The sequence below is a fragment of the Fulvimarina thalattae genome, assembly GCF_040239565.1.
Taxonomy (GTDB): Bacteria; Pseudomonadota; Alphaproteobacteria; order Rhizobiales; family Rhizobiaceae; genus Fulvimarina.
Genome location: NZ_JBEHWS010000008.1, coordinates 108,716 through 135,548, shown reverse-complemented (window position 1 = coordinate 135,548; position 26,833 = coordinate 108,716). Strand labels below are relative to the sequence as shown.

23 protein-coding genes are annotated in these 26,833 nt (G+C 62.3%); 20 read left to right on the top strand and 3 right to left on the bottom strand.

Annotation, left to right across the window (positions count from 1 at the left end):
* Nucleotides 1-18 precede the first annotated feature (18 nt).
* The 3 genes from thiP to ABRA89_RS12425 all read left to right on the top strand — a co-directional run bounded on the left by thiP (nt 19) and on the right by ABRA89_RS12425 (nt 4,164).
* On the top strand, nt 19-1,638 hold the full coding sequence (thiP, locus tag ABRA89_RS12435) for a thiamine/thiamine pyrophosphate ABC transporter permease (RefSeq protein ID WP_349941801.1): 1,620 nt from the start codon (nt 19-21) through the stop codon (nt 1,636-1,638).
* A complete protein-coding gene (locus ABRA89_RS12430) occupies nt 1,635-2,390 on the top strand; it encodes a thiamine ABC transporter ATP-binding protein (RefSeq protein ID WP_349941800.1) in 756 nt (251 codons plus the stop codon). Before thiP ends, ABRA89_RS12430 begins: the two co-directional genes overlap by 4 nt.
* A gap of 256 nt (nt 2,391-2,646) precedes the next feature.
* On the top strand, nt 2,647-4,164 hold the full coding sequence (locus ABRA89_RS12425) for a M48 family metalloprotease (RefSeq protein ID WP_349941799.1): 1,518 nt from the start codon (nt 2,647-2,649) through the stop codon (nt 4,162-4,164).
* Nucleotides 4,165-4,177: 13 nt separating this feature from the next.
* Here the strand turns inward: ABRA89_RS12425 and ruvB are convergent, their stop codons facing one another.
* Nucleotides 4,178-5,224 carry a Holliday junction branch migration DNA helicase RuvB gene (gene ruvB / locus ABRA89_RS12420; protein ID WP_349941798.1) on the bottom strand — a complete coding sequence of 349 codons (1,047 nt, stop codon included), beginning with the start codon at nt 5,222-5,224 and terminating at the stop codon, nt 4,178-4,180.
* Between the two features lie 170 nt (nt 5,225-5,394).
* Here ruvB and ABRA89_RS12415 point away from each other — a divergent pair, with 170 nt between their 5' ends.
* The 8 genes from ABRA89_RS12415 to ABRA89_RS12380 all read left to right on the top strand — a co-directional run bounded on the left by ABRA89_RS12415 (nt 5,395) and on the right by ABRA89_RS12380 (nt 14,241).
* Nucleotides 5,395-5,604 (top strand): hypothetical protein, encoded by a 210-nt coding sequence (locus ABRA89_RS12415; protein ID WP_349941797.1) that lies wholly within the window; start codon nt 5,395-5,397, stop codon nt 5,602-5,604.
* Between the two features lie 104 nt (nt 5,605-5,708).
* Complete coding sequence (hglS, locus tag ABRA89_RS12410; RefSeq protein WP_349941796.1) at nt 5,709-7,115, top strand: 2-oxoadipate dioxygenase/decarboxylase HglS; 1,407 nt, start codon at nt 5,709-5,711, stop codon at nt 7,113-7,115.
* Nucleotides 7,116-7,257: 142 nt separating this feature from the next.
* Complete coding sequence (locus ABRA89_RS12405; protein ID WP_349941795.1) at nt 7,258-7,935, top strand: GntR family transcriptional regulator; 678 nt, start codon at nt 7,258-7,260, stop codon at nt 7,933-7,935.
* A gap of 111 nt (nt 7,936-8,046) precedes the next feature.
* Complete coding sequence (locus tag ABRA89_RS12400; RefSeq protein ID WP_349941794.1) at nt 8,047-9,012, top strand: dihydrodipicolinate synthase family protein; 966 nt, start codon at nt 8,047-8,049, stop codon at nt 9,010-9,012.
* 28 nt (nt 9,013-9,040) lie between these two features.
* Complete coding sequence (locus ABRA89_RS12395) at nt 9,041-10,288, top strand: NAD(P)/FAD-dependent oxidoreductase (protein WP_349941793.1); 1,248 nt, start codon at nt 9,041-9,043, stop codon at nt 10,286-10,288.
* A 2-nt stretch (nt 10,289-10,290) separates the two neighbouring features.
* On the top strand, nt 10,291-11,292 hold the full coding sequence (locus tag ABRA89_RS12390; protein WP_349941792.1) for a 4-hydroxyproline epimerase: 1,002 nt from the start codon (nt 10,291-10,293) through the stop codon (nt 11,290-11,292).
* Entirely contained in the window at nt 11,289-12,977 is a 1,689-nt protein-coding gene (gene lhpI, locus ABRA89_RS12385; RefSeq protein ID WP_349941791.1) for a cis-3-hydroxy-L-proline dehydratase, read from the top strand. Before ABRA89_RS12390 ends, lhpI begins: the two co-directional genes overlap by 4 nt.
* A 232-nt stretch (nt 12,978-13,209) precedes the next feature.
* Nucleotides 13,210-14,241 carry an AI-2E family transporter gene (locus ABRA89_RS12380; protein ID WP_349941790.1) on the top strand — a complete coding sequence of 344 codons (1,032 nt, stop codon included), beginning with the start codon at nt 13,210-13,212 and terminating at the stop codon, nt 14,239-14,241.
* A 548-nt stretch (nt 14,242-14,789) separates the two neighbouring features.
* Here the strand turns inward: ABRA89_RS12380 and ABRA89_RS12375 are convergent.
* Nucleotides 14,790-15,029 (bottom strand): hypothetical protein, encoded by a 240-nt coding sequence (locus tag ABRA89_RS12375; RefSeq protein ID WP_349941789.1) that lies wholly within the window; start codon nt 15,027-15,029, stop codon nt 14,790-14,792.
* A gap of 153 nt (nt 15,030-15,182) precedes the next feature.
* On the opposite strand from ABRA89_RS12375, the gene ABRA89_RS12370 reads away from it, so the two are divergent.
* Together ABRA89_RS12370 and ABRA89_RS12365 are read left to right on the top strand one after the other, a co-directional pair.
* Nucleotides 15,183-15,935, top strand: a complete 753-nt coding sequence (locus ABRA89_RS12370) for a Crp/Fnr family transcriptional regulator (RefSeq protein ID WP_349941788.1) — start codon at nt 15,183-15,185, stop codon at nt 15,933-15,935.
* An 84-nt stretch (nt 15,936-16,019) separates the two neighbouring features.
* Nucleotides 16,020-16,256 carry a DUF6894 family protein gene (locus ABRA89_RS12365; RefSeq protein WP_349941787.1) on the top strand — a complete coding sequence of 79 codons (237 nt, stop codon included), beginning with the start codon at nt 16,020-16,022 and terminating at the stop codon, nt 16,254-16,256.
* An 87-nt stretch (nt 16,257-16,343) separates the two neighbouring features.
* Here ABRA89_RS12365 and ABRA89_RS12360 read toward each other — a convergent pair whose 3' ends face one another.
* Nucleotides 16,344-17,249 carry an extracellular catalytic domain type 1 short-chain-length polyhydroxyalkanoate depolymerase gene (locus ABRA89_RS12360; RefSeq protein ID WP_349941786.1) on the bottom strand — a complete coding sequence of 302 codons (906 nt, stop codon included), beginning with the start codon at nt 17,247-17,249 and terminating at the stop codon, nt 16,344-16,346.
* Between the two features lie 550 nt (nt 17,250-17,799).
* Here ABRA89_RS12360 and ABRA89_RS12355 point away from each other — a divergent pair.
* From ABRA89_RS12355 to ABRA89_RS12325, 7 genes are all read left to right on the top strand, one after another.
* Nucleotides 17,800-19,197, top strand: coding sequence for a phospholipase D-like domain-containing protein (locus ABRA89_RS12355; RefSeq protein ID WP_349941785.1), 1,398 nt, complete (start codon nt 17,800-17,802; stop codon nt 19,195-19,197).
* Between the two features lie 105 nt (nt 19,198-19,302).
* Entirely contained in the window at nt 19,303-20,418 is a 1,116-nt protein-coding gene (gene ald / locus ABRA89_RS12350; protein ID WP_349941784.1) for an alanine dehydrogenase, read from the top strand.
* 243 nt (nt 20,419-20,661) lie between these two features.
* Nucleotides 20,662-23,454, top strand: a complete 2,793-nt coding sequence (locus tag ABRA89_RS12345) for a phosphoenolpyruvate carboxylase (RefSeq protein ID WP_349941783.1) — start codon at nt 20,662-20,664, stop codon at nt 23,452-23,454.
* Nucleotides 23,455-23,576: 122 nt separating this feature from the next.
* Nucleotides 23,577-24,194, top strand: coding sequence for a response regulator transcription factor (locus ABRA89_RS12340; protein WP_349941782.1), 618 nt, complete (start codon nt 23,577-23,579; stop codon nt 24,192-24,194).
* A 227-nt stretch (nt 24,195-24,421) separates the two neighbouring features.
* Nucleotides 24,422-24,652 carry a hypothetical protein gene (locus ABRA89_RS12335; RefSeq protein ID WP_349941781.1) on the top strand — a complete coding sequence of 77 codons (231 nt, stop codon included), beginning with the start codon at nt 24,422-24,424 and terminating at the stop codon, nt 24,650-24,652.
* A gap of 30 nt (nt 24,653-24,682) precedes the next feature.
* Nucleotides 24,683-25,621, top strand: a complete 939-nt coding sequence (locus ABRA89_RS12330) for an HpcH/HpaI aldolase/citrate lyase family protein (RefSeq protein WP_349941780.1) — start codon at nt 24,683-24,685, stop codon at nt 25,619-25,621.
* A gap of 25 nt (nt 25,622-25,646) precedes the next feature.
* Nucleotides 25,647-26,831, top strand: a complete 1,185-nt coding sequence (locus tag ABRA89_RS12325; RefSeq protein WP_349941779.1) for a malate--CoA ligase subunit beta — start codon at nt 25,647-25,649, stop codon at nt 26,829-26,831.
* Nucleotides 26,832-26,833 lie beyond the last annotated feature (2 nt).

Below are 26,833 nucleotides of genomic sequence, written 5' to 3'. Positions count from 1 at the left end.
ACGGAAACCGCGACGCGCATGGCACGGGACCGCACGATCCGGCTGATCCTCGGGGTGGCCGCCGCGCTGCTCCTCACCGGCTTCCTGGCCGGCGGATTCGTCGTGCTGGCAGTTGGCACCGATGCGAATCTGCCGTTCCTTGCAATCCTCACCGATCCCTATCTGCGCGGCGTCATGCTCTTCACGCTGGAACAGGCCGCGCTCTCGACGCTGCTGTCGGTTCTGAGCGCGATCCCGCTGGCTAGTGCGTTGCACCGCTCGCGCTTCCCCGGCAGGCGCGTGGTACTACGGATCTTCCTTCTGCCACAGGCGCTGCCCGTTCTCGTCGGGGCGCTCGCGATCATCACGGTCTGGGGGCGAAACGGCGTAATCTCCGACATCGGCGCGTTTCTGGGTCTGCCGCGCTTTTCGATCTACGGCCTTTCCGGCATCCTGATCGCCCATGTCTTCTTCAACCTGCCGCTTGCGGCCCGGCTGATGATCGCAGCCCTCGACGACGTACCGAAGGAAAGCTGGAAGCTCGCCGGCCAGCTCTCCTTCTCGCCTTGGACGACGTTTAGGCTAGTCGAATGGCCGGCGATCCACACCGTTCTGCCGGCGGCAGCAAGCCTCATCTTCATGCTTTGCGCGACGAGCTTCACCATCGTTCTCGTCCTCGGCGGCGGCCCCGGCGCGACGACGCTGGAGGTCGCGATCTACCAGACGCTGCGCTACGATTTCGATCCCGGCCGCGCGGTCGTTCTCTCGCTGCTCCAGATCGCTCTGACGGCGATTATCCTGATGATCGCGAACCGCCTTGGCGGCTCGGATGCCGGCCAGTTCGGCCTCGGCGGACGGGCGACGCGCTGGGACCGGGCGGGACATCTCCGACAAATCTATGATGCACTCGTTCTCATTCTCGGCCTCTTCTTCGTCCTCTCGCCCTTCGTCGCGATCGTGCTTGCCGGCATCACCGCCGATCTCGCACGCCTGCTGACGGAGGCGGCGGTCCTCGACGCGCTCTTCACCAGCCTCTGGGTCGCATTCATCTCCGGCGTCCTCGCGCTTTTCCTCTCGGTGCTGATCCTTCTCGGCGTCGAAGCACTCGCTAACGCCGAGCGGCGCATGACGCTGACGACACCCCTCCCCCGCCGCGCGCTGGAAATTGCCGCGAGCCTCGTCCTCGTCGTTCCGCCGGTCGTCGTCGGGGCCGGCTGGTTCCTCGGCCTGCGCGAGGTGACGAGCGTCTTTTCCGCCGCGCCCTACATCGTCGTCCTCACCAATATGGCGATGGCGGTGCCCTTCGCGGTCCGCATCCTCGGGCCCAGCTTCGCGGCGGCCCACCGGCGCGACGAGAAGCTGGCCGACAGCCTTGGTATGACCGGATTACGCCGTTTTCGCCTTCTCGACTGGCTGGCGCTGAAGCGACCGGCGGGCCTCGCCTTCGCACTCGCCATCGCGATCTCGCTGGGTGATCTCGGCGCGATCGCCCTTTTCGGCAATCGCGAATTCACGACCCTTCCCTATCTGCTCTATCAGCGCATGGGCAGCTATCGCACCGACGATGCGGCGGGTCTTGCCCTCATTCTGGGCGTCGTCTGTCTGGCGCTGATCTGGTTCGCCGAGCGGACGAGCGCGATCGAGGCGAAGGCGAAATGAGCGATCCACAACCAGCCCTCAAACTCGATCGGGCGGTTTTTGCGCGCGACGACTGGTCGGTCACGCTCGATCTGGCGCTGAGCCCCGGCGAATGGCTCGCGCTCGTAGGCCCGAGCGGCGCCGGCAAATCGACCCTGATGGACATGGTCGCCGGCTTCCTGCCGCTGACCAGCGGCGGCCTTTCGATCGCCGGTGACGACGTCGCCGGCAAGGGGCCGTCGGAGCGACCGCTCTCGATCGTCTTTCAGGACAACAATCTCTTTCCGCATCTGACGGTCTTTCAGAACATCGCTCTTGGCATCGCGCCGAACCGCCGGGTGACGACGGAGGAGCGCGAAGCGATTGAAGAAGGCCTCACTGCCGTGGGCCTCGCCGGCAAAGGCGGGCGGAAGCCGCACGAACTATCGGGCGGCGAACGCCAGCGCGCGGCGCTCGCACGGGCTTTTCTGCGCCGCCAGCCGCTGCTTCTGTTGGATGAGCCCTTCGCCTCGCTCGGCCCCGCCCTGCGCCGCGACATGATGAAGACCCTGCGGCAGCTGCGCGGCGAATTCACCGAAACGCCGCTGACGATCCTGATGGTGACCCATCACCCCGAAGACGCCCGCAGCTACGCCAATCGCGTCGCCTTTCTCGATGCCGGACACATCGCTCATGTCGGTCCGGTCGAGTCCATGCTGGGCGACGATGCGCCGGAGGCCGTGCGCCGCTATCTTGGGTCTCAAGAACATTCAAGCCGGTTCGATACGACCTGAGCTTCGAATGTCGTATGCTGATCTCAACGGCGAATCGCTTTGCGGGAACAGCGGACGCCGCATTGAAACCTCAATCTCGACCTAGGACGATTATAGCCGCATCGTGGGGGCGATGCCGGTTGAGGACCGTTCTGTTGCGCGTTCACTCTAGCGGGGAACTGACGCATACGCATAAAGGGAATTGTTGGCTCGGACCAATTCGAGCAGCAGCCACCCGTTGCGTTGCGGCAAGAGATTGAGGCGAATTTCGAATAGCATGATTGCAAAAGCGTCCAACGCTGGTGGCTCGATTCTGCGTCGGCTGGGTCTTATTGCGACCGCCACGCTTCTGCTCGGGACCGCCTCCTGCACGACCCTTGAGGAAGGCTTTGGCCTCTCCAGCAGCGATCTGACGACCGGCTATTCCGCATCGCGCTCGCCGGTCACTTTCGAGACCGCCCAGGCCCAGGATCCGCAGTCCCGCATCGGCCGCTCGCAGCACCCGAAGATTTTGGCGGCCTATGGCGGCGCCTATTCCGATCCGAAAGTCGAGCGAATGCTGGCCGGCGTGGTCGGCAGGCTGCAGGCCGCGAGTGATGATTCGGAGCGCGCCTACAATATTACCGTCCTCAACTCGCCGAATGTGAACGCCTTCGCGCTGCCGGGCGGCTATGTCTACATCACGCGCGGCCTTCTGGCGCTGGCCAATGATTCGGCGGAAGTCGCCGCCGTGATCGGTCATGAGATGGCCCACGTTTCGGCCAACCACGGTATCGAGCGCCAGCAGCGCGAGCGTGAGGCTGAAATCGCGAGCCGCGTCGTCTCTGAGGTTTTGGCGAGCGATCAGGCTGGCCGCATGGCGCTTGCCCGCAACAAGCTAAGTGTCGCGCAGTTCTCCCGCCAGCAGGAGTTGCAGGCCGACGATCTCGGCATCAAGCACATCACGCGCGCCGGTTTCGATCCCTATGCGGCGGGCCGCTTCCTCGCGGCGATGGACGCCTATACGAGCTTCCGTAACGCCTTCCAGGTGGAAAATCCGAGCCTCGACTTCCTGGCCTCGCATCCGTCGGCACCCCAGCGCATCAATCTCGCCAAGCGCCATGCAAGCGAACAGGGCCCGGTCGGCACCGGCTCGGCAGATCGCGACCGCTATCTCACCGGCATCGACGGCATCCTCTTCGGCGACTCCGCCTCCGAAGGCTATGTCCGCGGCCGCAGCTTCTATCATCCAGGCCTCGGCATCGCCTTCGACGTGCCGCAGGACTTCGTCATCGACAATACGTCGGAAGCCGTCCTCGCGACCGGACCCGGCGATGTAGCGATCCGGTTCGACGGCGTGGCGCTATCGCCTTCGGCACGGCTTGAAGATTACATCGCAAGCGGCTGGGTCGGCGGGCTCGACAAGTCGACGATCCGGCGCCGACAGCTCGGCGGGCTCGAAGCGGTGTCCGCGCGGGCCTCGGGCGGCGACTACGCTTTCGATGTCACGGTGGTTCGCGTCGGAAAGCAGGTCTATCGCTTCCTGACGGCCGTTCCGACGGAAAACTCCTCGCGCGTCACCTCAATTGCGAATTCCGTCTCCTCGTCCTTCCGGATGCTCTCGGCTGCCGAGCGCAATTCCCTGAAGCCGCTCCGCATTCGCGTCCTCACGGCAGCGGGCGGCGATACGGTCGAAAGCCTGTCGAGCCGAATGGTCGGCGTCGACCGGCCGGCCGCGCTGTTCCGCCTGCTCAACGGCCTCGGCGCGTCGGGGCAAGTTCAGCCGGGCGCGCGCTACAAGATCGTCGCGGAGTAAGCCCGCCCACCTATCACTCCGCGTCCGGTTCCTCGAACAGGCTGGACTGGACGCCCTGATAGCCGGCCGGGACTGCAAGCCCGAGATGGCGGAAGGCGGTCTGGGTCAACAGACGGCCGCGCGGGGTGCGCTGGATGAAGCCCTGCTGGAGGAGATAGGGCTCGACGATATCCTCGATCGCATCGCGCGGTTCGGACAGTGCCGCCGCGATCGTCTCGATCCCCACTGGTCCTCCACCGAAATTCATCGCGATCAGATCGAGATAACGCCGGTCGAGCTGGTCGAGGCCGAGACTGTCGACCTCCAGCCGCGACAGCGCCTCGTCGGCGACCTTGCGGGTGACCATCTCAGCCCCGGCAAATTCCGCAAAATCGCGCACACGGCGCAGAAGCCGGCCCGCGATGCGCGGCGTGCCACGCGAGCGGCGCGCGATCTCCTGTGCACCCGCCTCGTCCATGGCAAGCCCCATCAGCCGGGCGCCACGGGTCACGATGTGTTCGAGCTCCGCCACTGTATAGAAATTCAGCCGGACAGGGATGCCGAAGCGGTCGCGCAACGGCGTCGTCAATAGGCCGATACGGGTCGTCGCCGCAACCAGCGTGAATTTCGACAGGTCGATCTTCACCGAACGCGCGGCCGGTCCCTCTCCGATGATGAGATCGAGCTGGAAATCCTCCATAGCCGGATAGAGGATTTCCTCGACCGCCGGATTCAGCCGGTGGATTTCGTCGATGAAAAGGACGTCGCGTTCTTCGAGATTGGTAAGGAGTGCTGCGAGATCGCCGGCCTTGGCAATCACCGGCCCGGACGTCGCGCGAAAATTGACGCCCAGTTCCTTCGCCATGATCTGAGCCAGCGTCGTCTTGCCGAGACCCGGAGGGCCGACGAAGAGCACGTGATCCAGCGCCTCCCCTCGTGCCTTGGCCGCGCCGATGAACACCTTGAGATTGGCCCGCGCCTGCGCCTGGCCCACGAACTCGTCGAGCGCCTGCGGGCGCAGCGTCGTGTCGATGTCCTCGCCACGCTTTTCCGGCGCGATCAGACGGGAAGTGTCGCTCATGGTCTCGGCGCTCCAGAGGGCGGATGCGAAGTCAGAATTCTATCTTTCGCATAGAGACCTTGCGGGGCGGGTTCAACGAAAACGTTCGCTTTTCGTTCGGAACATTGCCCTCGCCTCGCATCTTTCGGCGGGCTCGACCGTTTGGAGAGAAAGGCAACTGGAGACATCTCATGGGCGACAATGACACCAACGCGAATTATGGCGGCTTCGGCAACGCGATCCAGCGCACCGACAAGCGCTACAAGGGGGAGGAACTGGGCGAAGACCTCATCGGCAAGGACATCCCGAAAGAGGTTCAGGAATGGGAGGAGATGAGCGAGGACGACCGCGCCGCCGCCATCCGCTCCGGCAAGAAGCCACCCGAGGGCGCACAGGGCTGACCGGCTCGGTCCCAGAAGACCGGCTGGAACCGCGAGGGGCCGGCTTGAGGCTCGAGCCACCCGCCGAGTATAATCGGCAGGTCACGACAAAGAGGTTCGACGCAATGCCCCTCGCCCCGCTGGTTCCGACCGATGACATCCGCGCCGCCTTTTCCGGCGCGATGTCGGAAATGTACCGAACGGAGGTGCCGCAATACGGCACGCTCATGGAGCTTGTCGCCGAGGTGAACGGCGAGGCACTCGCCGCCGATCTGGACCTGAAGGCCCAGCTCGAACGGGCCGGCGAACTTGATCGACTGTCCGACGAGCGCCACGGCGCGATCCGGCTTGGAACGGCGGAAGAACTCGCCTTCATGGCGCGGCTCTTTGCGGTGATGGGCATGCATCCGGTCGGCTATTACGATCTCTCGGTCGCAGGCATCCCGGTTCATTCGACCGCTTTCCGACCTGTAGACGACGCGGCACTGGCGAGAAATCCGTTCCGCGTCTTTACCTCGCTCCTGCGCCTCGATCTGATCGAGGAGGAGGCATTGCGCGAAGAGGCCAGCGCCATTCTGGCGAACCGGTCGATTTTCACGCCGCGCGCCGTCGAACTCGTCGAACTGGCGGAAAACAAGGGCGGCCTCACCGCGTCGGAAGCGAAGGATTTCGTCGCCGAAGCGGTGGAAACCTTCCGCTGGCATTCCGAAGCGACTGTCTCGCGCGAGACCTATCAACGTCTTGCCGACATCCACCGCCTCATTGCAGACGTCGTCTGCTTCAAGGGCCCGCACATCAACCATCTGACACCGCGCACCCTCGACATCGAGACCGTGCAGCGCCGTATGCCCGAGCGCGGTATCGCCCCGAAGGCCGTGATCGAGGGACCGCCACAGCGCGACTGCCCGCTTCTCCTGCGACAGACCAGCTTCAAGGCACTGGAAGAGCCAATCCTTTTCTTAAGCGAAACAGGGCATGAGCCCGGAAGCCACACCGCGCGCTTCGGCGAGATCGAGCAGCGCGGCGCCGCTCTCACGCCAGAGGGCCGTGCGCGATACGATACGCTTCTCGCCGAAGCCCGCGCAGCGGCAATGGTGGATGCGAAAGGAGAAGGTGCGAAGGACTACGAGACCGCCCTCCTTGAAAGCTTCTCCGGCTTTCCGGACGATCACGAGACGATGCGCCGGGAAAAGCTCGGCTATTTTCGCTACGCGCCCACCGAAGCCGGCCTCACCGCCGCCCGGAGTGGTGGTTTCGAAACCGATCTCGACGCCCTCGTCGCGACGGGTCACGTCACCGCCGATCCGATCGTCTACGAGGATTTCCTGCCCGTCTCGGCGGCCGGCATCTTCCAGTCCAATCTCGGCACGGACGCGCAGTCGAATGCCGGCGCCAGCGGCAACAAAGCTGAGTTCGAAGCCGCGCTCGGCCGGTCGGTGATCGATGAGTTCGCACTCTATAGCGAGGCCGAGGCGCGATCGATCGAGGCGACGCGCCAGGCCCTGCGCAGCGCCCGCACCGACGCGGCCTGATCGAACTGCAAGGAAGCAACCTTCGTTCTTCAAGCTCGGGAATTGTCGCGGCCCACCTTCCCCCGCGCATCGCGATGCCTAATACATATCCTGACTGGCTTCGCATGGGGCCGGCGTCACGCCGACGATCGAGAGGTCCCTCATGGAGCGCAAACGCGGCTCTGGTTCCAAGCACGTCTACGAAACCCTGCGCGACGAGATCCTCGAACTCGCTCTGCCGCCCGGCAGTCCGATCGACGAGGTACGGCTTGCCCAGCGCTTTGGTGTGTCACGTACCCCGGTGCGGGAGGCGCTCGTCAAGCTCGCGGCGGACGGGCTGGTGGAGACGCTGCCGAACCGCTCGTCCATGGTTTCCGGTGTCGACACGCTCAACTTACGAAGCTTCTTCGACGCGCTCGTCCTGATGTACCGGGTGACGACACGGCTCGCGGCCGAACACCACGAGCCCGAAGACCTCGGCGCGATCCGAGAGCGGCAAGCCGAATTCAGGCAGGCCGTGGAGCAGGAAGACGCGCTCGCGATGATCGCCACCAATCAGGCTTTCCACATCGCAATCGCGGAAGCCGCCCGCAACGCTTATTTCCTCGCGCTCTTTACCAAGCTCATGGACGACGGCCGCCGCATTCTGCGCGTTTATTACGGGTCCTACGAGGACCGTCTGCCTCAGCGTTTCGTTGAAGAGCACGAAGCGATGATCGCGGCGATCGAGGCCCGCGATCTCGAAGAGGCCGACCGTCTGGGCGGTCTCCATGCTGAACAGATCGTGGAGCAGATTCAAAAACTGATGACCCGACGATCCGATCTCGCCATCGAGCTGTAGCGAATGTTTGAACAGGCAATTCTGTCGACAAAGATTATACAATTTGTTAGATGAGAGTAGCAAGCGCTTGTAATTGCTGTTTCCCGTCCTTCGATCGTGAAAGTCCGAACTATGAAAGCAGACATTTTCTCCGGCACCATTCCTGCCCTGATGACGCCCTGCACCGCTGATCGGAAACCCGACTACGAAGCGCTGGTGAAGAAGGCCGGCCAGCTGATCGAAGCCGGCATGTCCGCCGTCGTCTATTGCGGCTCCATGGGCGACTGGCCGCTGCTGACCGACGAAGAGCGGATGAACGGCGTCGAGCGCCTCGCCAAGGCCGGCATTCCGGTCATCGTCGGCACTGGAGCAATGAACACGAAGCTCGCCGCGGCCCATGCAGCCCATGCCGAAACGGTCGGCGCCAAGGGCCTGATGGTCATTCCGCGCGTTCTTTCGCGCGGTACCGCGCCGGCGGCCCAGAAGGCGCATTTCAAGGCCGTGCTCTCGGCTGCGCCGAGCCTGCCGGCCGTCATCTACAACAGCCCCTATTACGGCTTCGCGACAAGGGCCGATCTCTTCTTCGCCCTGCGCGCCGAACATCCGAACCTCTGCGGCTTCAAGGAATTCGGCGGCTTCGACGACCTGCGCTACGCCGCAGAAACCATCACCAGCCGCGACGATGACGTCTCGCTGATGATCGGTGTCGATACGGCAGTGGTCCACGGCTACGTCAATTGCGGCGCCACCGGCGCGATAACCGGAATCGGCAATGTGCTACCGGAAGAGGTACTGCATCTCTGCGCCCTGTCGCGGGAAGCCGCCAATGGCAACGTCGCGGCCCGGCGCGCAGCGGAGGAACTGGACCGCGCGCTCGCTGTCCTTTCCTCCTTCGACGAAGGGCCGGATCTCGTCCTTTACTTCAAGCATCTTCTCGTCCTGAAGGGCGAGGAGGAATACCGCCTCCACTTCAACGAGACCGACGAACTGAGCGAGAGCCAGCGCGGTTTTGCCGAGGCGCAGTTCGCGCTTTTCCAGCGCTGGTATGCCGAGTGGAAGCTGTCGAACAGCGTCGAAGCCCTGGCGCTCGCGGCTTAGAGTCGGATACGAGCGCGGAGGGCCTGCCATGTCCGGCACACGACCCGATGCGGCCATCATCGGAGCAGGCGTCATCGGCCTCTCCGCAGCGCTCTCCGCCCAGGCGCGCGGGCTCTCGGTGATTGTTCTCGATCGTGAGGGCCCGGCTGCCGGCGCTTCGGCCGGCAATGCCGGAGCCTTCGCCTTCACCGATATTCTGCCGCTCGCCTCGCCGGGCATCTTCCGCAAGGCGCCCAAATGGTTCGTCGATCCGCTTGGCCCCTTGAGCATCCCGCCGGCTTACGCGCTGCAGATCGCACCGTGGATGCTGCGCTTTGCCCTGTCGGCCCTACCTTCAAGCTTTGCCGCTGCCTCGAAGGCGCAGGCCGCGAAGATGGCGCTGTCTAAGAACGAACTCGAACCCTTCATGCAGGCGAGCGGCACGCTCGACATGCTGCGCAAGGACGGCAATCTCGAACTCTATGAAAGCGAGGCCGAGTTCCGCGCATCCCTCCCCGGCTGGACCGCACGCGAAAAGCACGGCATCGAATTCCGGCATATGGATGCGCGGGAAATGGCCGAGATCCAGCCCGGTCTTTCGCCTAAGCTGACGCGCGGTACTTTTACTCCCGGCTGGTTTTCGATCTCCGATCCGAAGGACTACGTTCTCGCGCTCGCCAAGAGCTTCGAGGACCGTGGCGGACGCATCGAACGCAGCGACATCACTGCGCTCAGGCCCTCGGATGATCGGGTCGAAATCACCACGGCCACCGGCCAATCGTTCGAAGCCGGCAAGGTCGTCCTCGCGGCGGGAGCCTTCTCGCACCGGATCGCCAGAACGCTTGGCGAGAAAATCCCGCTCGAAACCGAGCGCGGCTACAACACCAGCCTCCCGGTTGGTGCCTTTGATCTGCGCGTGCAACTCACCTTCGGCGGCCACGGCTTCGTCATCTCCAATCTGTCGAGCGGCGTGCGCGTCGGCGGCGCGGTCGAACTCGCCGGCCTCCAGCGCCCGCCGAACTTCGCTCGCGCCGACGCCATGCTGAACAAGGCGAAAAGCTTTCTGCCCGAACTGAAGACCGAAGGCGGCCGCCAGTGGATGGGCTTCCGCCCGTCCCTCCCCGACAGCCTGCCGGCGATCGGCCGCTCGCGCGCAACGCCGCGCGTCCTCTACGCCTTCGGCCACGGCCATCTCGGCCTCACCCAGTCGGCCGGCACGGCGCGCCTCGTCGCCGACCTCTTGACCGACCAGGCTCCGCCGATCGACCTTACCCCCTTCTCACCGCAACGGTTCTGACCATGGCCAACCACACCTTTTCCTGTCTCGACGGCCATACTTGCGGCAATCCCGTGCGGCTCGTGGTCGGTGGCGGTCCTCATCTCAAGGGCGCGAACATGCTGGAAAAGCGCGCCCATTTCATCCGCGACTACGACTGGATTCGCACCGGCCTGATGTTCGAGCCGCGCGGCCACGACATGATGTCCGGCGCGATCCTCTACCCGCCGACGCGCGAAGATTGCGACGTCGCTGTCCTCTATATCGAGACCTCCGGCTGCCTCCCCATGTGCGGCCACGGCACGATCGGCACCGTCACCATGGCGCTGGAAAACGGCCTGATCAGTCCGCGTGAGCCCGGCAAGCTCGCGCTCGAAACACCGGCCGGCCGGGTCGACATCGCCTACCGCCAGGATGGCCGTTTTGTGGAGGAGGTTCGGCTCACAAATGTGCCGGGTTTTCTTCATTCCGAAGGCCTCACCGTCGAGGTCGAGGGTATCGGCGAGCTTGCCGTCGACGTCGCCTACGGCGGCAATTTCTACGCCATCGTCGAGCCGCAAAAGGCATTCCGCGACATGAGCGACTTCTCAGCCGGCGATCTGGTCGCCCTGTCGCCACGCCTTCGGGAAGCGCTCAATGCGAAATACGAGTTCGTCCACCCGCTCCATCCGGAGATCGCCGGTCTAACCCATGTTCTCTGGACTGGCGTAGCGAAACACCCCGAAGCCCATGCCCGCAACGCGGTTTTCTACGGCGCCAAGGCGATCGACCGCTCCCCCTGCGGCACCGGCACCTCGGCGCGCATGGCGCAGCTCGCGGCGAAGGGCAGGCTGAAGGTCGGCGACGACTTCGTGCACGAGTCGATCATCGGCTCGCTCTTCCGGGGACGCGTCGAGGCCGCGACGACCGTCGGCGACTATTCCGCGATCGTCCCCTCCATAGCCGGCTGGGCGCGGCAGACCGGAATCAACACGATCTTCATCGACGACCGCGACCCGTTCGCCGCCGGCTTCAGCGTCCTGTGAGCGGAACCGCCTTCCGCAACATTCTCGCCGGCCGCGGTCAAGGCGACGTCCTCGCGCTCGACGAGCCCTTGAGCTTCTGGGGTGGCGTCGATCCCATGGACGGACGAATTGTTGACGTGCACCACCCGCAAAACGGCGAGACCGTGTGCGGAAAGGTCCTAATCATGCCGACGAGCCGGGGCTCCTGTTCCGGCTCGGGCGTCTTTCTCGATCTCGCCCTCGCCGGCAAGGCGCCGACCGCACTCGTGTTTGCGGGACCGGAGGATGTCCTCACTCTTGGCGCACTGGTCGCGGCGGAGATGTTTGGCGTCATCATCCCGGTCGTGCGGCTCGGACGGGAGGCTTACGAAGCAGCCTCTGCCGCGAGCACCATCCAGATCGCCCCCGACGCGATCGCATTTGACAGCAGCTCCCATCCGCTCGATCCGTCGTCAAACGAACCGCTCACCCTGACCACCGAAGACCGAGCCACACTCGGCGGCGAACAGGGCGAGGCCGCGCAAATCGCCATGCGCATCATCTGCGCCATGGCCCGACAACAGGGCGCGAGCGAACTCCTCGACGTCACCCGCGCCCATATCGACGGCTGCATCTATGCGAGCCCGGCCAACCTCACCTTCGCCGAGCGAATGGCGGGGCTTGGCGCAAGGGTCTCAATCCCGACGACGATGAACGCGATCTCAGTCGAACATGGGGCTTGGCGCACGCAGGGCATCGCGTCGGATTTCGGCAAACCCGCCCAGCGCCTCGCGGACTGCTATGTCGAATTGGGCTGCCAGCCGAGCTTCACCTGCTCGCCCTACCTCCTCGAAGGCCCGCCGCGCTTCGGCGAAGATATCGCCTGGTCGGAATCGAACGCCGTCATCTATGCCAACAGCGTGCTCGGCGCGCGCACCGAAAAGCATCCCGACTTCCTCGATCTCTGCACTGCGATCACCGGCCGTGCGCCTCTTTCCGGCGTCTATCTCGACGACAACCGCCGACCAGGGACCGTGGTCGACATCGATCTGCCCAAGGGCGCCGATGACCTCATCTGGCCGCTCATCGGCTATCTCGCCGGTCTCAAATCGCCGGACCGCATTCCCCTTATCCGCGGGATCGAGCAGAGCGGGCCTACCGTGGACGATCTGAAGACGCTCTGCGCTGCCTTCGGAACCACGTCTTCCGCCCCAATGCTGCACATTGCCGGCGTGACGCCAGAGGCCGAGGACTTCGAGGTCGCAGACGTGCCCCATCACAAGATCGGCCACTCGGACTTTGCCGAAGCGTTGGTCAAGCTGAACAGCGGCCCGGACGCGATCGATCTCGTCGCGATCGGCAGCCCGCATGCCTCGCTTGAGGAATGCCGCCGGCTGGCCGTAGCACTCGATGGACGGCGCATTCATGCAAGCGTCGTGCTGATCGTCACACTCGGGCATGCCGTGAAGACGGAGCTGGAACAAGAAGGCGTTCTCGCCCGCCTCGAACAGGCCGGTGTCCGGGTTCATACCGATCTCTGCTGGTGCTCGATCGTCCGGCCGCTGTTTCCGGTCGACGCGAGGGCCGTCGTCACCAATTCAGGCAAATACGCCCATTACGGACCGGCTCTTTCGGGCTGTGCAGTGCGGCTCGCAAGTCTCGCTGGCTGCGTCGAGGCTGCGGTCACAGGCCGGGCCCCTCATGGGCTCCCAGGCTGGTTGGCCTGACACCAACCACGCGCGGTCCTCAGCCGGCCAATGCCGCAAAAAGATCTTCGTCGGCGAAAGAACGTTCGCCATTCCCTCCGCAACCAGCGGCGCTTCGAACCGTTGCGGATAACGAAGGGCAAGGATTTCGTGGCCGTCCGAACTTCGGAAGGTCGTAGACCGGCCTCCGGCTTCGGCGGTTTTTTCAACGCGCCGTCATGATGGGCGCGAAGACGCTTGACGTGGAGAGCCGATGCAGCCCGACCTGATGCGAAACCGCCTGCTCGTGATCATCGCGATCATTCTGACGGTCGCGGCGGTGAAGATCGGTTATCCCGTTCTCATGCCCATCGTCGTCTCGTTCTGCATCATAGCCTCGGCCTGGCCGATCAAGCGTTGGGCCAACCGCCTCGGCCCGCCCACACTGAGCTATGCCATAACGGTAGTCGTTCTCATCTTCGGCCTGCTCCTCTTCTTCGGCATCATCTTCTATGCCCTGACGCAAGTCGCGCAGAACTTCGTCGAACGGCAGCAGGAATTCGAAGCGGTTTTCGAGAACTATTCCCAATGGGCGCGAGAGAACAACTTGCCGGTCCTGCCCGACGAGATCGGCTCGTTCGAGCGGGTGCTCGCGATGAGCCGCACAATTCTTGGCGATATCTATACCGTTCTCAGCTATATGGGCGTCGTCTCAGTCATCGTGATCCTCGGCTTTCCGGAGGTTCCGAAGCTCGCCTACAAGTTCCGGCAGGAATACGAGACCGGCGACAACCGCGTGATCTCGCAGACCGTGACTGAGATGGCCGACAGCCTGCGCAGCTATCTCGCCATGACGACGCTGACGAGCTTCATCACCGGGGTCGCATCCTTTGCGTGGGCGTTTGCGCTCGGGCTCGATCTCGCCGTGATCTGGGGTATCCTGAATTTCCTGCTCAACTTCATTCCGGTGATCGGCAATATTATCGGCATCCTGCCGCCGACGCTCTATGCCTTCATCCAGTATGGCGGATGGGTGATGCCGCTTGTCGTCTTTACCGGCTTCGTCATCCTGCAGCTGGTCATCAGCAACTTCGTCTATCCCATGCTCCAGTCAAAGGGGGTATCCCTGCCGCCGATCACCATCATCCTGTCGCTGCTCTTCTGGGGCTGGCTCTGGGGTGTGGCCGGCGGCCTCCTCGCGGTTCCTCTGACTGCGATGCTGGTCATCATATGCTCGAAATTCCAGGCGACCCAAAAGTTTGCCGTCTTCGTGGGCGGAAGCGAGGATCGGGTAAAGTCGTCATGATTTTCGCGCGGCCCCGCTGTTGTCTGACACTGGGTATGGCGACAGGCGGGAATAAGCGGAAATATACGGGATTTCGCGAAAACGTCGAAAGATAAAGGGTTTGGGGAGCGATCGGACAGGGGAAGTCGTCGAGCGGTTTGACACTCGGTTTGGCGAAAGAGCGCCGCTCCTGGGCAATACGCGATCGCGATCGGGCACTTTACAAACCGCATTTTACGCTGACGCTGCAGACGCATGATAAGCTTAGGAACACGGGCGTTGAGGATTTACAGGCCGGCTTTGAGACCAGTGTTGAGCTGCGCTGAATGGCGGTCCCGAACCAAACTCAAATTGCGCCACTAGCGCATCTTCTGGCGGTAGGCTCAAAATGCCTAGAATTTATGGATCAAGCGAAGTTCGATTGCGACTTTCTAGGACATTCAAGTTGCGCCTCGTTGCGCGCGCGTTATGTTGTTTCCAATCTGCATTATATGGAACGGAAGCACCGCATTCTGTTTCATTCAGGATCGTTTAGCGCCACTGACAGGTCAGTCTTACGAGCGCCGTATTTATCGCACCGGCAGACTGGATGTCGTGAGTGTGGAAACGTTGCGCTCCAAGCGCATGCCGACCCCTTCTTGGCAGGCTGCGGTCGTAAGCATTGTCGCGATCATCTGATGATGAGAAGCATCATTCTCATTCAGTTCGCATGCGATCCGGCGCGTTTCATCGTCAACCAAAAGAACAAGGCCGGCTGATTGAACGCGACGGATGGCTTCGGTTACGAGGAATTGCATGGAATTCGACATTGTGAGTCTCCGCTTGGAGAGAGAATGTCCGAATAATTACCTTCAATCTATAACCTAGGTTTTATATTTCCAGAATTTCTAGTGGTATCATCAGGACCAATGAGGTGAAATCTCTTTGCCTTTGATCCGTGACGGTCTCCGGGAGTTTTAAATTTGGAAAATCCTCTTGTCAGAAAACTGGAGCAGGTTGTCGATCTGACTGATTCTGATCGACGAATGCTTGACGAGATCGGCTCGTCGGGCCGGTTGATCACACGGAAGCAGGATCTGATCAAAGAAGGCGAAAGCCCGAAAAATGTCCACCTCATGATGAGTGGCTTTGCCTGTCGGTATAAACTACTGCCCGATGGGCACCGCCAGATCATGGCTTATCTGATCCCAGGTGACTTTTGCGACCTTCATATCGCAATTCTCGGGCAGATGGATCATTCCATTGCCACGTTAGGGCCCTCTACCGTCGCCTATATACCCTACGAGACGGTTCTCGACCTGACTGAAAACTATCCCAGCATTACCCGTGCTCTATGGTGGGCGACGCTGGTGGACGAAGCGATTTTACGGGAATGGATTGTTGGCCTCGGTGCCCGGCCCGCCGACCGCCGAGTTGCTCACCTGTTATGCGAGCTGATGGTTCGGCTCCAAAGCGTAGGCCTCGTCGAAGACAACAGCTTTCATTTGCCCATCACCCAATCCGAAATCGGTGAAACCCTCGGCGTCACGATTGTTCACGCGAACCGTGTGCTGATGCAGCTCACTGAAATGGGGTTTATCACGCGGAAGCGCAATCAGATGACCGTTTGTAATCCAAAAGCGCTCATGGAATTTGCGGAGTTTAAAGACGATTACCTCCATCTGAGGCGCCTTCAAGCAACAAGTCGTGTATTCCTCGAAAGGGCCGCTTATTAACATTTGATCACTAACATTACGGCATAATGGTTTTATTTATAAACAGGCGCTTTATTATTAATTTGTCGCAAGTCAGGAACTATCATGAATACTTATTTCTTTGACGTCAGAGATAACGATAAGATCAGCCGCGATAGCGTCGGTGTTTTTTGCGTTTCAGATGCCGACATCCGCAAAAAAGCAATCGAGACATTGCCGGGATTGGCTGGCGACGTGCTTCCCGATGGCGACCAACACGAGATATCGGTGCTTGTGCGGGAAAAAGGCGGAACGTATGTGTTCATAGCCACCTTGCTTTTAATTTCGCATTGGATTCGCTAAAAGCGCATTGATCCGCTGCCACCCTGAAGCAGAATTAAGCGTTATTCTCTTGTGTAATGCTAATGGAAAACAGCCGGAAATAGTCACCTAATGTGTGAGGCCCCAGAAATCTGCGATGCGGCGAGTCGAGGAAATACCAACTTCTAGCATATACTTGCCTTCTTGCCCGAGGCCATCGTCTCCCATGGCTTTTAACGGCGTGCCGTGACCCATTCCTGGGATGATGTACTCCTCAATTAACACCCGCCCGCCCGCGTCACACCAGATCTGTCGAGGGCAACCATCGACCTCCTCCACCCGAGACGGTGCCCCTTCGACCTTGTGAATTTTCTGCCACTGTCGGACGATCGAATCAGCGTTGGAAATGTCGACGGTCGTATCGCTTCTGCCATGCCAAACCGAAATTGTTGGCCAGACACCGTTGAATTTCGAGGCTTTACGCACAGCCGCGTCGAGGCTGCGGTCCGACGGACCTTGATAACCCCTCATGCGAAAGATCGCCTGCGCCACAGTGTTCGCGGTGCGGTAGGGCAGCCCGCCGATAATTGCGCCTCCCGCGAAAACTTCCGGATACGTCGCCAGCATTACAGACGTCATGGCACCGCCTGAGGACATCCCCGTGATAAAGACGCGCGAGGGGTCAATGGCGTGATTATCCACGACCTGACTGATCATTTGACGAATAGAAAGTGGTTCGCCGCCGTCGCGGTAGCTATCGCCAAGTTTGTACCAATTGAAGCTGCGGAGAGGATTGTTGATCTTTCTTTGCTCCGGAAAAAGGAGCGCTATACCGCATTCGTCGGCAAGTGTAGACCAGCCTGATCCAATGTCATAGCTTTCCGCCGACTGACTGCTGCCGTGTAGCACGACGACAAGCGGACCGTTGTTCGGGAAATTCTTGGGAATATAGGTGCCCGCCCGCAGAGATCCTGGGTCAGTTCCAAACTCGCTTAGGATGGTTAGACGATCGTTGGCTTTTGGAAATGTCGGCATGCGGGCTCCTTTAGCGTGAGCCCGGTGTTGGACTTCTGCAAAAACCCACCGGTTCGACAAATGTTCCCGTCGAGCGAATAAGGACCGCAAATACGGCCTTTTAAGTTCGGTCTGTCTTCGGCTGGAGGTGGGCAAACGGCTTGGGCTCTTTCGGTGCCGAATCTGCGGCGTCACCGCCCGTGTTGGCCTCTAGAAAGAGCTTCACCCTCCGCCCGCCGCATTTCGAGCAGCGCATCGACCGCTCCAGCAGAGGTTCATTGACGTAGACCTGATCGCGCCCGAAGTGCGAGATGAGCGACTGAAGGACACTCTTTCGGCAGTGCCGACATTCCTCGGTATTGCAGTGAGCCGTCATGTTCGTCCCAAGCTCTTCGAGATAGCCGAGGGTGTTTGATGGGTAAGACAAGGTGATGCCGAATGAGGTTTAAATTCGGATTTCAGTTTACTGCCAAAACGAATGACAAATTCGCCAAACCCAGTGGCGCGCTACACCCGTGATCGCGATTTCGTAGGGGCCGCCCGTCTCCAACCGTAAGCCTGCACCAGCCTGATGTTCGACGCCTCCAGCCTCGCCCTCTACTATCTGCTCTGCGAATGGGCGGTTCGGCTGGTGATGATCGTCGTCATCCCCATGAGCCGCCCGCCGGAAGCCGCGCGAACCTGGCTGCTGCTCGTCCTCTTTCTGCCCATTCCGGCGCTCGTCGCCTATCGCCTGTTGGGCAGGGCCCGTTTCCCGACCTGGCGGCGCAAGCGTTTTGCGGCGACCGAGGTCATGCGGAACACGATCGGCGCAGAGTTGGGGAAAAGCGGCGCGACCCGAACGCCGATCTCACGCCTTGCCGAAAAGCTCGGCGGATTTCCTGTCAGCGGCGGAAACCGCATCGACTTCCACACCCATTACGACGGGACGATCGAAGCCCTCATTCGCGAGATCGACGGCGCCGAACGAACGGTCCATCTCCTCACCTATATCTTCGCCGACGATCGCACCGGCCAAAGCGTCGCGGAAGCCCTTGCTCGCGCGAGAAAGCGCGGCGTCAAAGTCCGCGTGATGCTGGACGCACTCGGCTCGCGCACCTGGGCGGAGCGTACCATCGCGATGCTGGAATTTCGCTCGATCGAGGCGAGGCTCGTCCTACCCGTGCGCCTCGCGGCCCTCCGCCGCGCGCGCGGCGATCTGCGCAACCACCGCAAGCTCTGCATCATCGACGGAACGGTCGGCTTCATCGGCTCCCAGAATATCGTCGACCGCGATTTTCGGCCAGGCATCGTCAACGACGAACTGGTGGCCCGCGTCGAAGGTCCGGTCGTCGCGGCGCTCGAAGCGGTCTTCGCAAGCGACTGGTATCTGGAAACCCGGCAGGAACTCGAGCCCATCGAAATCCCCGAAGCCGCAGGCGATGCAGCGCTTCAGGCGATGCCCAGCGGCCCGGACTTCGACGTCCCGGGATTCGAACGCCTGCTGGTGGAGCTGGTCCATGGCGCCAGCGAGCGGCTGGTCATCGTCTCACCCTATCTCATCCCGGACGAGGCCCTGTTGATCGCACTCAAGAACGCCGTCGCGCGCGGCGTGACGGTGGACCTCATCGTCTCGCGGATCGCCGACCAGCGCCTCGTCAGTTTTGCCCAGCGTTCCTATTACGACGAGCTGATGTCCGCCGGCATCACGATATACCGTTATCGCGATCGCCTGCTTCACGCCAAGAACGTCTCGATCGACGGGCGCGTCGGCGTCATCGGATCGAGCAATGCCGATGTGCGCTCCTTCACCCTCAATGCCGAAATCAGCCTGATCCTGCACGGCGAGGAAGCGAATGCGATGCTCGAGCGCATTCAGGCGGGCTATATGGCCCAGAGCGATCGTCTCGGTCTTCAGGAATGGCGTTCGCGGCGGCGGCGGGAGCGTCTCCTGGAAAACATGGCGCGGCTCGTCGGCCCCCTCCTCTGACGAACACACCGGTTTCCTCGCGCCTCTGGACGCCGCGAACCCGCGCGACAATTCGACGGTGCCGCAATTCCGGCCTATCCTTTCGTTTTGCCAGGAGAACCTCGCATGCGCGTCGGCTGCCCAAAGGAAATCAAGAACCACGAATATCGCGTAGGCCTCACGCCCGCCGCCGTCCGCGAATATGTCGCTCACGGCCACGAGGTGATCATCGAGACCGGAGCCGGCAGCGGCATCGATGCACCTGACGCGCACTATGAAGCCGCCGGCGCAAAGATCGTCGGCAGCGCTTCCGATGTCTTCTCCGGCGCCGACATGGTGGTGAAGGTCAAGGAACCGCAGCCGCAGGAATGGGCGCAGCTGCGCGAGAACCAGATCCTCTACACCTATCTCCATCTGGCACCCGATCCGGAACAGACCAAGGGTCTCATCGGGTCCGGCGTCACCGCCGTCGCCTACGAGACGGTCACCGATCCGCGCGGCGGGCTGCCCCTCCTCGCACCGATGTCCGAGGTCGCTGGGCGTCTTTCGGTGCAGGCCGGCGCGCGGGCGCTCGAAAAGGCCCATGGCGGGCGCGGTATCCTGCTCGGCGGCGTTCCGGGCGTCGCGCCGGGCAAGGTCGCGATTATCGGCGGGGGTGTCGTCGGCAAGGAGGCGGCCAAGATGGCGATCGGCCTTGGCGCCGAAGTCACCATCCTCGACCGCTCGATCCCGCGCCTCAGAGAACTCGACGATCTCTTCGAAGGCAGGGTCATGACTCGCTTCTCGACCCCGACCGCGATCGACGAATGCGTGTTCGAGGCCGATCTGGTCATCGGCGCGGTTCTCATCCCCGGCGCGGCTGCACCCAAGCTCGTCACCCGGGACATGCTTTCCTCCATGAAAACCGGCTCGGTTCTCGTCGATGTCGCGATCGATCAGGGCGGCTGCTTCGAGACCTCGAAGGCCACCACCCACGCCGAGCCGACCTTCGAGATCGAGGGCGTCGTTCACTACTGCGTCGCGAACATGCCGGGCGCCGTGCCGATCACCTCGGCCTACGCCCTCAACAACGCGACACTGCCCTTCGGCCTTGCGCTTGCCGATAATGGCCTCGAAGCGCTCAAGACCGATCCGCACCTGATGGCCGGCCTCAACGTCCATCGCGGCAAGATCACCAACCGGGCAGTCGCCGACTCCCTCAAGACAGATTTCGTAGAGGGGCCGAAAGCGCTTGCCGGCTAGGCAATACCCCGTTCGGCGCGGTCCTTGAGGGGTGATCGCGCCGGCTGGGCACCATCAACCGGTCGGAGAACATTTTCTACCCAGCCGCCATGTGGTTGATACCCCGGCCCTCCCTTGCGGAAACGCCACTTTCTTCCAAAACTGAACACCACGCGCTTTTTCAATCGATTTATCGATGTGGAAAACGTCCGCATCCGATTGCCGGGAGGGCAGCCGGGTTCGACCATTCGGGAGGAAGCCGCCATGAGCAATGCTCAACTGAAAAGCCAGCACGACGATGCTCCGGCCGAGCGCGCAAGAACCCGTGAGAGCGCCATGGCCGACGCCGGCTTCGAGCCGAACGGCCAGGGCATTCGCGGGCTTCTGCTCGCTCAGCTGAGCACTGTCGTCCGGCGCCGCCATCCCGACCTCGCCCGCGTCGTCAACGGCTCGATGTCTGTGCGCGACCTCGACGAAAGCCTCTGGCTCGACGGGTTGCAGGCCATTGCCGCCTGGTTCCAGCTCCTTGCGATCGCCGAGGAATACACCGCAACCAGCCGCCGCCGCGCTGTGGAGCGCAAGGGAAGCGCGGACGCGATCCTCGGTTCCTTCTCCAATGTCGTCGGCGAGTGCATGGCAGACGGCCAGAGCGGCGAAGAAATCCGACGCATCCTCGGCGGACTTCGCGTCGGCCCCACCATGACGGCCCACCCGACCGAGACCAAGCGAGTCACCGTCCTCGAAATCCACCGCCGCATCTACCGCACACTGACGGAGGCCGAGCAGCAGCGCTGGTCGCCGCGCGAGCGCGACGAGCTGATCGACCGGTTGCGCGGGGAGATCGAGCTTCTCTGGCTCACCGGCGAACTGCGCCTCGAGAAGCCCACCGTCGATCAGGAGGTCGCCTGGGGCCTCCATTTCTTCCGCGAAATCCTGTTCGACACCGTGCCGAAGCTGGGCGACGTCCTCTCGGCCGCGCTCAGGCGCCATGCGCCGGAAAACGCCGCTCCTGTCTCGCCCAATTTGCGCTTTTCGACCTGGATCGGCGGTGACCGTGACGGCAACCCTTTCGTCACGGCCGATCTCACGCATGCATCCCTCAAGGAATACCGCCGCGCCGCACTCGAATCCTACATCGCGCCGCTCCAGCGCCTCGCCGTCGAACTCAGCGTCTCGACCAATGTCTGTACCATCCCGGAGACTTTCCGCGAGGCCCTCGACAGCGCGATGGACTTGAGCGGCGAACGCGACTGCATCGCCAATCGAAACCCGAATGAGCCGTTCCGCCAGTTCGTTTGCGCGATCCGGGCCCGCCTCAAGGCGACCCTCGCCGACGAGAACGGCGAGAAGCGCGAAAGCGCCGCGACATCCTATCGAAGCCCGGCCGAAATGCGCGGCGAGCTCCTGGCGCTCAATCAGGGCCTCGTGGAGATCGGCGCCATCGCTGTCGCCGAACGGCTGGTGCGCCCGCTCATCTGGCAGCTCGAAGCGTTCGGCTTCCACACCGCCGCGCTCGATATTCGCCAGAACGCGACGATCGTGAACAAGGTGGTGGCCGAACTCCTCAATCTCGGCGTCGAAAATGAAAAGAAGATCGAAAAGGGCAGCGAAGGCTGGGGAGATCGCCTCCGCGAAGCGCTGAGAAGCGACGCCAAGCCCGATATAAAGGGCCACGAACTCTCCGACGACGCACAGGAAACCGTCAATCTTTTCCGGGTGATGCGCGAGGCCAAGGCGAAGGACAACCGCTCGATCGGCGCCTTCATCCTGTCGATGACGGAATCGGCCGAGGACATGATCGCCTGCCATCTGCTCGCGCGCTGGGGCGGCATCACCGCCGGCGACGATCCGAGCGCCGCGACGACACTTGCCATCGTTCCGCTCTTCGAAACCATCGACGACCTGCGAGCCGCGCCGGACATCCTCGACGAGATGATCTCCATCCCTGCGATCCGTCGCTCCTTGCGCGAATGCGGCGACCGTCAGGAGGTGATGCTCGGCTATTCGGACTCCAACAAGGATGGCGGCTTCTTCACCTCCAACTGGGAGCTGTCAAAGGCCCAGCGCACGCTGCACGAGATCGGCGTCAAGCGCCGGGTCAAGGTCTCCTTCTTCCACGGCCGCGGCGGTTCGGTCAGCCGCGGCGGCGCGCCGACGGGCCGCGCGATCGCCGCCCAACCACCCGAGACCGTAGACGGGGCCCTGCGCCTCACCGAGCAGGGCGAGGTCGTCTCCTCGAAGTTCGCCAACAAGGGCACGGCACTCCACAACCTCGAAATCCTGACCGCGAGCGTTCTCGCCCACACGCTGAAGAGCCCGCACGAACGAGAACTGAAGGCCAACGCCGAGTTCAACGAGGCGATGGAGGCGCTCTCCGGCCTTTCCCAGACGGCTTATGCCGATCTCATCGGCACCGAGGGCTTCATCGATTACTTCAATCAGGCAAGCCCCGTGGAGGAACTCGGTCTCCTCAATATCGGCTCGCGTCCGGCCCGCCGCTTCGGCGGCAGTCCGAAGGATCTTTCGGAATTGCGCGCGATCCCCTGGGTCTTCGCCTGGAGCCAGAACCGCCACCTGATGACCGGCTGGTACGGCATCGGCACGGCCTTCGACAGCTTCGTGCGGGTTCGCGGCGAAAACGGCATGAATCTCTTGAGGTCCATGTTCCGCAATTCGCGCCTCTTCCGCCTCATCGTCGACGAGGTCGAGAAGCAGCACTACCAGTGCAATCTCGACATCGCCCGCGACTACGTGGCCCTTGTCGAGGACGAGACTGTGCGCAATGCGATCTTCGAGAAGATCGAGGCCGAATATGAGCTGACGAAGAAGATGCTGATCGCAGTGACGGGCGCCAACGATCTGTCCGAGCGCTTCCCCGTCCACAAGCGCCAGATCGATCGCGTCGCCCCGCAGCTGACCGGCGTCCACGATCTTCAGGTCAAACTCCTGTCGCGCGTGCGCAAGACGGACAAGGTCAAGGACAGCGATCCGCGCACGCTCGACGCGCTGCTCCTCTCGATCCACTGCACGTCCGCCGGCCTCGGCTGGACGGGATAAGGTGCCGAAACGATCGATTTCAGGTCGCGCGGGGCTTTACCTGCAGCTTGGAATTTCACTAGACTGCCAACGAAATACGACGCTCCGGATTGGCACCTCCGGAGAGTCGGCATGGGAGGAACATGGCTGCCGAAAAACCGATCCGGGTCCTGCTGGCGGAGCGCAATCCGCTCGTCGTATCAGCGCTCAAGCATCTGATCGGCAAGGACGATCGATTTGCGTTCACCGGAACCGCCGAAAGTGGCGCGGAAATCCTCCGACGCTCCGATGATCCCGATTTCGACATCGTCGTCGTCGGCTGGACCCTTGCCGACATGGACGGCGCTTCGCTTCTCATCAAGCTGAAGGAGAAGGAAAAGCCGCCGCGCGTCGTCATCTTCTCGGCGGAAGAGGACATGGTGATTCTGCGCCAGGCCGTCCGCCTCGGCACCTACGGCTTCTGCTACCAGTTCGACGATCCGGAAGTGCTGTTCGACACGCTGCTTGCCGTCGCGAACGGGCGTATCTGCATCCCGTTCCTCGATCTGACCTCCGTCAACGACACGGCTATCTCCAAGCTCACCGTACGCGAGCGCGAGCTCCTTTCGATGCTCGCCCTTGGCTGGACGAATGTTCAGATCGCGGCCCGAACAGGCATCTCGCAGAACACGGTCAAATATTACCTGAAGAATCTCTACGAGAAGCTGGATGTCCAGAACCGGGCTATGGCCGTCGCGGTCTGGCTGAACGAACAACGCTGATAGAGCGCGAGCCTGTTTGCTGCGGCGCGAAAGAAATCGACTCGACCCTATGCCCTGTCGACGGTTTCACGGAGATCGCTCGGGAAGTCGAACAGAGAAAAGAGCCATCTCATTCGGGTAGGTTTTCCTACCCGGAACCAGTCAAGTTCCTATCCGTCCCTTCCTTGTATCGCAGAGGGCCAGGCGAGATACTTCCCGGCATGTTGAAGTCGCTGGGAGGACTTGCAATGACCGGTCATAAACAGCTGTTTCGACCGCGTCCGATGACCGTGCCGCAGCCTGTTCGCAAAGCCGCGGAAGCGGCAGAGACGAGCGATAGCGCGACAGACTTCAAAGAGCTTTCCGGTCCGACCTGCGCCAGCTCGACGAACGATAACCGCTCTCAGCGGCCGAGGTTCGCCCCCGCCATCGAACAGTCCACCGCCTGCGAAGCGAGCCGCGCAACCGCGATCGCCTGAGGCCAATCATATTCAAAGGGAGAGAAGCCCATGAGCCACGAGCTCCACAATCTACGGAAATTCAGGCTTCAGCGAAGCGAACTCGCCGTGCCGGGCGCCAACGTCACGATGATGGAAAAGGCCGCCGAGGGCGAGGCCGATTACGTCTTTCTCGATATCGAGGACGCGGTCGCGCCGCCCGACAAGGAAAAGGCGCTCAAGAACATCATCCAGATCCTCAACGACATCGACTGGCGCGCCAAGAACAAGACGGTCTCCGTCCGCATCAACGGCATCGACACGAAGTACATGTATCGCGACGTCGTCGACCTCATGGAACAGGCCGGCGATCGCTTCGACACGATCCTGATCCCGAAGGTCGGCAACCCCTCCGACATCTACATGGTCGAGGCCATGGTCAATCAGATCGAGATGGCGAAGGGCTACGACACAAAGGTCGGCATCGAGGCGCTGATAGAGACTGCCCTCGGCATGGCGAACGTGGAAAAGATCGCAGCCTATGGCGGCCGCTTGGAGGCCCTGCATTTCGGCGTCGCCGACTATGCCGCCTTCAACAAGGCGCGCACCACCAATATCGGCGGCCTCAACCCCAACTATCCCGGCGACCAGTGGCACTACGCCCTGTCGCGCATGACGGTCGCGTGCCGCGCATACGGCCTTCGCCCGATCGACGGACCTTTCGGCGACTTCTCCGATCCCGAAGGCTTCGTCGATGGCGCCAACCGTGCGGCATCCCTCGGCATCGAGGGCAAGTGGGCGATCCATCCTTCGCAGATCAAGCTCGCCAACGACGTCTTCTCGCCGCCGGACTCCGAGGTCGAGAAGGCCCGCAAGATCCTCGCAGCGTTGAAGGAAGCGGAAGGCAAGGGCCAAGGCGCGGCCTCCCTCGACGGCAAGATGATCGACGCCGCGTCCGAGCGCATGGCCCAGAACGTTCTGAAAATGCACGAAGCGATCAACGCGCGCTGAGCAGCCACGACAAGGGAGACATGACATGGATATCCATGAATATCAGGCCAAGGAGCTTCTCGCCCGGCACGGCGTGAACCTGCCACGCGGCGGCCTTGCCTACAGCCCCGAACAGGCGGCGTATCGTGCGAGCGAGATCGGCGGCGACCGCTGGGCGGTGAAGGCGCAGATCCATTCCGGCGCCCGAGGCAAGGCCGGCGGCGTGAAGCTCTGCGACAGCGACAAGGCGGTGAAAGAGGCCGCCGAGGATATGCTGGGCAAGCGCCTCGTCACACACCAGACCGGCCCTGAGGGCAAGCTCGTCAACCGCCTCTATATCGAGGAGACGGTGGACATCGCGCAGGAGCTCTATCTCGGCTTCGTGCTCGACCGGAAGGCCGAGCGCATCATGATCATCGCCTCCTCTTCCGGCGGCATGGAAGTCGAGGAGATCGCCGACAAGGAACCGGAGTCCCTCATCAAGACGGTGGTCGATCCCGGACACGGCCTTCAGGATTTCCAGGCCCGTGAGATCGCCTACAATCTCGGCCTCGACTACAAGGTCGTGAACCGCATGGTCGACACGATCCTCGGCTGCTACCGAGCCTTCCGCGACCACGACGCCTCGATGCTGGAAATCAATCCTCTTGTCATCACGGGTGGCGGGAGCGTCATGGCGCTCGATGCCAAAATGAGCTTCGACGAGAACGCCCTCTTCCGCCGGCAGGAAATCTCCGAACTCCGCGACAAGAGCCAGGAAGACCCGCGCGAGACCTTCGCGTCCGATCGCGGCCTTTCCTATGTCGGCCTCGACGGCGAGATCGGCTGCATCATCAACGGCGCGGGCCTCGCCATGGCGACCCTCGACATGATCAAGATCGCGGGCGGCGAACCGGCGAACTTCCTCGACATCGGCGGCGGCGCGAGCCCCGACCGCGTGGCGAAGAGCTTCCGCGCCGTCCTTCAGGACGAGAACGTGAAGGTGATCTTCGTCAACATCTTCGCCGGCATCAACCGCTGCGACTGGGTCGCGGAAGGCGTGATCAAGGCCAAGCAGGAGGTCGGCGTCGACCTGCCCATCATCGTCCGCCTCGCCGGCACGAATGTCGAAAAGGGCAAGCAGATCCTCGCCGATTCCGGCGAAGACATCATCGTCGCCGACACCCTCAAGGAGGGTGCGGAAAAAGCCGTCGCCGCGTGGAAGAACGCCGGCTCGTCGAAAGCCGCCTGAGG

Bases quoted from the DNA above. Each gene is read 5' to 3' on its own strand.
- ald (WP_349941784.1), top strand. From the start codon at position 19,303: ATGCGCGTCGGCTGCCCAAAGGAAATCAAGAACCACGAATATCGCGTA.
- ABRA89_RS12325 (WP_349941779.1), top strand. From the start codon at position 25,647: ATGGATATCCATGAATATCAGGCCAAGGAGCTTCTCGCCCGGCACGGC.
- hglS (WP_349941796.1), top strand. From the start codon at position 5,709: ATGCCCCTCGCCCCGCTGGTTCCGACCGATGACATCCGCGCCGCCTTT.
- ABRA89_RS12365 (WP_349941787.1), top strand. From the start codon at position 16,020: ATGAATACTTATTTCTTTGACGTCAGAGATAACGATAAGATCAGCCGC.
- ABRA89_RS12390 (WP_349941792.1), top strand. From the start codon at position 10,291: ATGGCCAACCACACCTTTTCCTGTCTCGACGGCCATACTTGCGGCAAT.
- ABRA89_RS12340 (WP_349941782.1), top strand. From the start codon at position 23,577: ATGGCTGCCGAAAAACCGATCCGGGTCCTGCTGGCGGAGCGCAATCCG.
- thiP (WP_349941801.1), top strand. From the start codon at position 19: ATGGCACGGGACCGCACGATCCGGCTGATCCTCGGGGTGGCCGCCGCG.
- ABRA89_RS12360 (WP_349941786.1), bottom strand. From the start codon at position 17,249: ATGCCGACATTTCCAAAAGCCAACGATCGTCTAACCATCCTAAGCGAG.
- ABRA89_RS12395 (WP_349941793.1), top strand. From the start codon at position 9,041: ATGTCCGGCACACGACCCGATGCGGCCATCATCGGAGCAGGCGTCATC.
- ABRA89_RS12375 (WP_349941789.1), bottom strand. From the start codon at position 15,029: ATGTCGAATTCCATGCAATTCCTCGTAACCGAAGCCATCCGTCGCGTT.
- ABRA89_RS12330 (WP_349941780.1), top strand. From the start codon at position 24,683: ATGAGCCACGAGCTCCACAATCTACGGAAATTCAGGCTTCAGCGAAGC.
- ABRA89_RS12345 (WP_349941783.1), top strand. From the start codon at position 20,662: ATGAGCAATGCTCAACTGAAAAGCCAGCACGACGATGCTCCGGCCGAG.
- ABRA89_RS12355 (WP_349941785.1), top strand. From the start codon at position 17,800: ATGTTCGACGCCTCCAGCCTCGCCCTCTACTATCTGCTCTGCGAATGG.
- ABRA89_RS12400 (WP_349941794.1), top strand. From the start codon at position 8,047: ATGAAAGCAGACATTTTCTCCGGCACCATTCCTGCCCTGATGACGCCC.
- ABRA89_RS12430 (WP_349941800.1), top strand. From the start codon at position 1,635: ATGAGCGATCCACAACCAGCCCTCAAACTCGATCGGGCGGTTTTTGCG.
- ABRA89_RS12405 (WP_349941795.1), top strand. From the start codon at position 7,258: ATGGAGCGCAAACGCGGCTCTGGTTCCAAGCACGTCTACGAAACCCTG.
- ABRA89_RS12425 (WP_349941799.1), top strand. From the start codon at position 2,647: ATGATTGCAAAAGCGTCCAACGCTGGTGGCTCGATTCTGCGTCGGCTG.
- ABRA89_RS12380 (WP_349941790.1), top strand. From the start codon at position 13,210: ATGCAGCCCGACCTGATGCGAAACCGCCTGCTCGTGATCATCGCGATC.
- ruvB (WP_349941798.1), bottom strand. From the start codon at position 5,224: ATGAGCGACACTTCCCGTCTGATCGCGCCGGAAAAGCGTGGCGAGGAC.
- ABRA89_RS12335 (WP_349941781.1), top strand. From the start codon at position 24,422: ATGACCGGTCATAAACAGCTGTTTCGACCGCGTCCGATGACCGTGCCG.
- ABRA89_RS12415 (WP_349941797.1), top strand. From the start codon at position 5,395: ATGGGCGACAATGACACCAACGCGAATTATGGCGGCTTCGGCAACGCG.